The sequence below is a fragment of the Streptococcus sp. 3613 genome (assembly GCF_013277375.1).
Taxonomy (GTDB): domain Bacteria; phylum Bacillota; class Bacilli; order Lactobacillales; family Streptococcaceae; genus Streptococcus; species Streptococcus pseudopneumoniae.
The window spans coordinates 21373-28135 of sequence record NZ_VMMV01000057.1; the positions used below are offsets into that span (position 1 = coordinate 21373).

Annotated in this window: 6 protein-coding genes and 2 pseudogenes; 7 read left to right on the forward strand and 1 reads right to left on the reverse strand. The window is 42.7% G+C overall.

The features are described from left to right. Window positions 1-58: 58 nt before the first annotated feature. Window positions 59-1714: an Rqc2 family fibronectin-binding protein PavA gene (gene pavA, locus HT708_RS07550; RefSeq protein ID WP_172926221.1), complete on the reverse strand. Its 1656-nt coding sequence runs from the start codon at window positions 1712-1714 to the stop codon at window positions 59-61. A gap of 104 nt (window positions 1715-1818) precedes the next feature. Here pavA and ybeY point away from each other — a divergent pair, with 104 nt between their 5' ends. From ybeY to HT708_RS07585, 7 genes and pseudogenes are all read left to right on the forward strand, one after another. Continuing rightward, complete coding sequence (gene ybeY, locus HT708_RS07555) at window positions 1819-2316, forward strand: rRNA maturation RNase YbeY (protein WP_000275156.1); 498 nt, start codon at window positions 1819-1821, stop codon at window positions 2314-2316. After that, complete coding sequence (locus HT708_RS07560) at window positions 2297-2692, forward strand: diacylglycerol kinase (RefSeq protein ID WP_000378166.1); 396 nt, start codon at window positions 2297-2299, stop codon at window positions 2690-2692. The genes ybeY and HT708_RS07560 overlap by 20 nt, the downstream gene beginning before the upstream one ends. 16 nt (window positions 2693-2708) lie before the next feature. After that, window positions 2709-3608, forward strand: coding sequence for a GTPase Era (era, locus tag HT708_RS07565; RefSeq protein WP_172926222.1), 900 nt, complete (start codon window positions 2709-2711; stop codon window positions 3606-3608). A gap of 48 nt (window positions 3609-3656) precedes the next feature. Beyond that, window positions 3657-4481 carry a DNA-formamidopyrimidine glycosylase gene (mutM, locus tag HT708_RS07570; RefSeq protein ID WP_172926223.1) on the forward strand — a complete coding sequence of 275 codons (825 nt, stop codon included), beginning with the start codon at window positions 3657-3659 and terminating at the stop codon, window positions 4479-4481. After that, on the forward strand, window positions 4481-5086 hold the full coding sequence (gene coaE / locus HT708_RS07575) for a dephospho-CoA kinase (protein WP_172926224.1): 606 nt from the start codon (window positions 4481-4483) through the stop codon (window positions 5084-5086). The genes mutM and coaE overlap by 1 nt, the downstream gene beginning before the upstream one ends. Beyond that, window positions 5073-6243 (forward strand): annotated as a pseudogene (locus tag HT708_RS07580) (multidrug efflux MFS transporter); the annotation flags it as partial. The gene coaE and the pseudogene HT708_RS07580, both read left to right, overlap by 14 nt. Window positions 6244-6279: 36 nt before the next feature. Further along, window positions 6280-6763: pseudogene (locus HT708_RS07585) on the forward strand (transposase family protein); the annotation flags it as partial.

Below are 6763 nucleotides of genomic sequence, written 5' to 3' on the forward strand. Positions count from 1 at the left end.
CTATAATTGGATATGATTTGAGTGAATAGTATGTTAAAAATCCTGATTTTAAGTAAAATCAGGATTTTTTCATGGATGCGATTTTTTCTGGGTCTGGTGTGACACGGAGGGTCTTTTGTCCTGTGTAGGTGACAAAGCCGGGTTTTCCACCAGTTGGTTTGTTGAGTTTCTTGATTTCAATCATATCTACCTGAACCAGATTTGACAGGCGAGCTTTCGAGAAGTAGGCGGCTAGCTCTGCTGCGTCTGTCTTGACTTCATCAGATGGGTCTAGGTTGCCTGAGATGACAACATGGCTTCCAGGAATGTCCTTGGCATGGAACCAAAGTTCCTCTTTGCGTGCCATTTTAAAGGTTAGCTCCTCGTTTTGTAGGTTGTTTCGGCCGACATAGATGATGGTTTTGCCATCGCTTGCTAGATATTGTTCTGGTTTTTTGCGTTTCTGGATTTTCTCCCGCTGTCTTCTGCGGATAAAGCCAGTTTGAATCAATTCTTCACGGATTTCAGCGATTTCTTCCAGCCCAGCTTGGTTGAGGACGGTTTCTACACTTTCCAGATAGAGAATAGTGGCCTTGGTTTCCTCAATCAGATCAGTCAAGTATTTGACAGCTTCTTTGAGTTTCTGATACCGTTTAAAATAGCGTTGGGCATTTTGGTTGGGAGTCAAGGCCTTATCAAGCGCAATCGTGATAGGTTGGTTGGTGTAGTAGTTGTCTAGGATAACCTGGTCTTGGTCGTTAGGCACTTGGTGGAGGAAGGTTGTCAGCAATTCTCCTTTTTGACGAAATTCTTCAGCGTTGTCTGTCGCCAGTAACTCTTTTTCCTGTTTTTTCAGCTTATGTCGGTTTTTCTGAAGTTCATTTTCAACACGACGAATGAGTTCACTGGCTTGCTGTTTGACGCGGTCGCGTTCTGCCTTGTCCTTATAGTAGGTGTCCAGCAAATCAGAAAGACTGGTAAAAGGCTCTCCTACTTGATTTTTAAAAGGAACTGGACTGAAGGATGTCTCAGTCAAGCATGGCTGGGTTTCTTGATGGAAAAAGGTACGGAAAGTAGACAGTTTATCACTAACCAGAATCCTTTCCAATTCATTTGCCGTATCGCGTCCCAGACCTTGAAAGAGGTTTTGAAGGTTTTTAGCTCTCGTTTCCTGTGTTTGCAGGATTTCAAAGAGCTTTTCATCCTTGATCGTAAAAGGATTGAGAGCTTCCGTACTTGGCGGAGCGATATAGGTCGATCCAGGAAGCAAGGTACGGTAGCTATTTTGTGAAAAGCCGACGTGTTTAATGACTTCGAGGATTTTGTGGCTACTTTTATCAACCAGTAAAATATTACTGTGTTTCCCCATGATTTCGATAATCAAGGTAGCCTGAATATGGTCCCCAATCTCGTTTTTGTTGGAAACTGTCATTTCCACAATACGGTCATTTTCCACTTGCTCAATAGACTCAATCAGGGCACCCTGCAAATACTTTCTCAAAACCATGATAAAGGTAGAAGGCTGGGCTGGATTTTCAAAAGTTGTTTGGGTCAGCTGAATGCGTCCAAAAACTGGATGGGCAGAAAGGAGCAGGCGGTGACTTTGGCGATTGCTGCGGATTTGCAAGACCAACTCTTGTTCAAAAGGCTGATTGATTTTCTGAATGCGACCATTCACTAACTCTCTTCGCAATTCCTCAACCATGTGGTGTAAAAAAAATCCGTCAAATGACATCGTTCTCTCCTTGTGATTGTATTCCATAGTATTATATCAAAAAGGTAGAATAAAATCATGGAAATGTGGTATAATAAAGCCAAGTAAAGAGAAACGAGAAGCACATGTATATTGAAATGGTAGATGAAACTGGTCAAGTTTCAAAAGAAATGTTGCAACAAACCCAAGAAATTTTGGAATTTGCAGCCCAAAAATTAGGCAAAGAAGACAAGGAGATGGCAGTCACTTTTGTGACCAATGAGCGTAGTCATGAACTCAATCTGGAGTACCGTGACACGGACCGTCCGACAGATGTTATCAGCCTTGAGTATAAACCAGAGTTGGAAATTGCCTTTGACGAAGAGGATTTACTTGAAAATCCAGAATTGGCAGAGATGATGTCTGAGTTTGATGCCTATATTGGGGAACTGTTCATCTCTATTGATAAGGCTCATGAGCAGGCCGAGGAATATGGCCATAGCTTTGAGCGTGAGATGGGCTTCTTGGCAGTACACGGCTTTTTACATATCAACGGCTATGATCACTACACTCCGGAAGAAGAAGCGGAGATGTTCGGTTTACAAGAAGAAATTTTGACAGCCTATGGACTCACAAGACAATAAACGAAAATGGAAAAATCGTGACCTGATATCCAGTTTAGAATTTGCCCTTACAGGAATTTTTACTGCTATCAAGGAAGAACGCAATATGCGAAAACATGCAGTAACGGCTCTTGTAGTTATTCTTGCAGGTTTTGTTTTTCAGGTGTCACGAATCGAATGGCTCTTTCTCCTATTGAGCATTTTCTTGGTAGTAGCTTTTGAAATTATCAATTCTGCTATCGAAAATGTGGTGGATTTGGCCAGTCACTATCACTTTTCTATGCTGGCTAAAAATGCCAAGGATATGGCGGCTGGCGCGGTATTAGTGGTCTCTCTTTTCGCAGCCTTAACAGGCGCATTGATTTTTCTCCCACGAATCTGGGATTTATTATTTTAAACAGTAAGAGGAAATTATGACTTTTAAATCAGGCTTTGTAGCCATTTTAGGACGTCCCAATGTTGGGAAGTCAACCTTTTTAAATCACGTTATGGGGCAAAAGATTGCCATCATGAGTGACAAGGCGCAGACAACGCGCAACAAAATCATGGGAATTTACACGACTGATAAGGAACAAATCGTCTTTATCGATACGCCAGGGATTCACAAGCCTAAAACAGCTCTCGGAGATTTCATGGTTGAGTCTGCCTACAGTACCCTTCGCGAAGTGGACACCGTTCTTTTCATGGTGCCTGCTGATGAAGTGCGTGGTAAAGGGGACGATATGATTATCGAACGCCTCAAGGCTGCCAAGGTTCCTGTGATTTTGGTTGTGAACAAGATCGATAAGGTTCACCCAGACCAGCTTTTGTCTCAGATTGATGATTTTCGTAATCAAATGGACTTTAAGGAAATCGTTCCAATCTCAGCTCTTCAAGGGAATAACGTTTCTCGTCTAGTGGATATTTTGAGTGAAAATCTGGACGAAGGTTTCCAATATTTCCCGTCTGATCAAATCACAGACCATCCAGAACGTTTCTTGGTTTCAGAAATGGTTCGTGAGAAAGTCTTACACCTAACTCGTGAAGAGATTCCTCACTCAGTTGCTGTAGTGGTGGACTCTATGAAACGAGACGAGGATACAGACAAGGTTCACATCCGTGCAACTATCATGGTCGAGCGCGATAGTCAGAAAGGGATTATCATTGGAAAAGGTGGTGCTATGCTTAAGAAAATTGGTAGTATGGCCCGTCGTGATATTGAACTCATGCTAGGAGATAAGGTCTTCCTAGAAACATGGGTCAAGGTCAAGAAAAACTGGCGTGATAAAAAGCTAGATTTGGCTGACTTTGGCTATAATGAAAAAGAATACTAAGTAGAGGTGGGCTCATGCCTGCTTCTTATTTTTACAGAAGGAGGACTTATGCCTGAATTACCTGAGGTTGAAACCGTTCGTCGTGGCTTAGAAAAATTGATTCTGGGTAAAAAGATTTCGAGTATAGAAATTCGCTATCCCAAGATGATTAAAACGGATTTGGATGAGTTTCAAAAGGAGCTGCCTAGTCAGATTATTGAGTCAATGGGACGTCGTGGTAAATATTTGATTTTCTACCTGACAGACAAGGTCTTGATTTCCCATCTGCGGATGGAGGGCAAGTATTTTTATTATCCAGATCAAGTGCCAGAACGCAAGCATGCCCATGTTTTCTTTCAGTTTGAGGATGGTGGCACGCTTGTTTATGAGGATGTTCGCAAGTTTGGTACTATGGAACTCTTGGCGCCTGACCTTATGGAAGCCTACTTTATTTCTAAGAAATTAGGTCCTGAGCCAAGCGAACAAGAATTTGATTTGCAGGTCTTTCAAGCTGCCCTAGCCAAGTCCAAAAAGCCTATCAAATCTCACTTATTAGACCAAACCTTGGTAGCTGGACTTGGCAATATCTATGTGGATGAGGTTCTCTGGCGAGCTCAGGTTCATCCGGCTAGACCTTCCCAGAATTTGACAGCAGCAGAAGCGACTGCCATTCATGACCAGACCATTGCTGTTTTGGGACAGGCTGTTGAAAAAGGTGGTTCCACCATTCGAACCTATACCAATGCCTTTGGGGAAGATGGAACTATGCAGGATTTTCATCAGGTCTATGACAAGGCTGGTCAAGAATGTTCACGTTGTGCCACCATCATTGAGAAAATCCAACTAGGCGGACGAGGCACCCACTTTTGTCCAAACTGTCAAAGGAGGGACTGATGGGAAAAATCATTGGAATCACAGGAGGAATTGCCTCTGGTAAGTCAACCGTGACAAATTTTCTAAGAAAGCAAGGCTTTCAAGTGGTGGATGCCGACGCGGTTGTCCACCAACTACAGAGACCTGGTGGTCGTCTGTTTGAGGCTCTAGTCCAGCACTTTGGTCAAGAAATAATTCTAAAAAACGGAGAACTCAATCGCCCTCTCCTAGCTAGTCTTATCTTTTCAAATCCTGAAGAACGGGAATGGTCTAAGCAAATTCAAGGGGAGATTATCCGTGAGGAACTGGCTACTTTGAGAGACCAGTTGGCTCAGACAGAAGAGATTTTCTTCATGGATATTCCCTTGCTTTTTGAGCAGGACTACGTCTCTTGGTTTGATGAGACTTGGTTGGTCTATGTGGACCGAGATGTCCAAGTAGAACGCTTAATGAAAAGGGACCACTTGTCCAAAGATGAAGCTGAGTTTCGTCTGGCAGCCCAGTGGCCTTTAGAGAAAAAGAAAGATTTGGCCAGCCAAATTCTAGACAACAATGGCAATCAGGATCAGCTTCTTACTCAAGTGCTTACCCGCCTTGAGGGAGGTAAGCAAGATGACAGAGATTAACTGGAAGGATAATCTGCGCATTGCCTGGTTTGGTAATTTTCTGACAGGAGCCAGTATTTCCTTGGTTGTGCCTTTTATGCCCATCTTTGTGGAAAGTCTGGGTGTAGGGGGAGAGCAAGTTGCTTTTTTTGCAGGTTTAGCCATTTCTGTCTCTGCTATTTCTGCGGCAATTTTCTCTCCTATCTGGGGCATCCTTGCTGATAAATACGGTCGAAAACCCATGATGATTCGTGCTGGTCTGGCCATGACTATCACTATGGGAGGTTTGGCCTTTGTGCCAAATATCTATTGGTTAATCTTTCTTCGCTTACTGAATGGTGTATTTGCAGGATTTGTTCCCAATGCAACAGCCTTGATAGCCAGTCAGGTTCCCAAGGAGAAATCAGGCTCTGCCTTAGGTACTTTGTCTACAGGCGTAGTTGCAGGTACTCTAACTGGTCCTTTTATTGGCGGCTTTATCGCAGAATTATTTGGCATTCGTACTGTTTTCTTACTGGTTGGTAGTTTTCTATTTTTAGCTGCTGTTTTGACTATTTGCTTTATCAAGGAAGATTTTCAACCAGTAGCCAAGGAAAAGGCCATTCCAACAAAGGAATTATTTACCTCTGTTAAATATCCCTATCTTTTGCTCAATCTCTTTTTAACCAGTTTTGTCATCCAATTTTCAGCTCAATCGATCGGCCCTATTTTGGCTCTTTATGTACGCGACTTAGGGCAGACAGAGAATCTTCTTTTTGTCTCTGGTTTGATTGTGTCCAGTATGGGCTTTTCCAGTATGATGAGTGCAGGAGTTATGGGAAAGCTAGGTGACAAGGTGGGCAATCATCGTCTCTTGGTTGTCGCCCAGTTTTATTCAGTCATCATCTATCTCCTCTGTGCCAATGCCTCTAGCCCCCTTCAACTAGGACTCTATCGATTCCTCTTTGGATTGGGAACTGGTGCCTTGATTCCCGGGGTTAATGCCCTACTCAGCAAAATGACTCCCAAAGCCGGCATTTCGAGGGTCTTTGCCTTCAATCAGGTATTCTTTTATCTGGGAGGTGTTGTTGGGCCTATGGCAGGTTCTGCAGTAGCAGGTCAATTTGGCTATCATGCAGTCTTTTATGCGACAAGCCTTTAGTTGTCTCTTTAACCTGCTTCAATTTCGAACATTATTAGACTTCCTGCGAAACAATATATGGTATAATAGTTCTATGGATTATGAAGCAAGTGAACAACTAACTGATGCACAATTTAATCGTCTTGTTGGTGTTCAGCGTACCACTTTTGAAGAAATGTTAGCTGTATTAAAACAGCTTATCAACTTAAACACGCAAAAGGTGGAAGAAAACCTAAACTAAGCCTAGAAGACCTTCTTATGGTCACTCTTCAATATGTGCGAGAATATCGAACTTATGAACAAATTGCGGCTGATTTTGGTATCCACGAAAGCAACTTACTCCGTCGGAGCCAATGGGTTGAAGTAACTCTTGTTCAAAGTGGTTTTACGATTTCAAGAACTCCTCTCAGTTCTGAGGACACGGTAATGATTGATGCGACGGAAGTAAAAATCAATCGCCCTAAAAAACAATTAGCGAATGATTCTGGTAAAAAGAAATGCCACGCTATGAAGGCTCAGGCGATTGTCACAAGTCAAGGGAGAATTGTTTCTTTGGAGCTCGCTGTGAACTATTATCA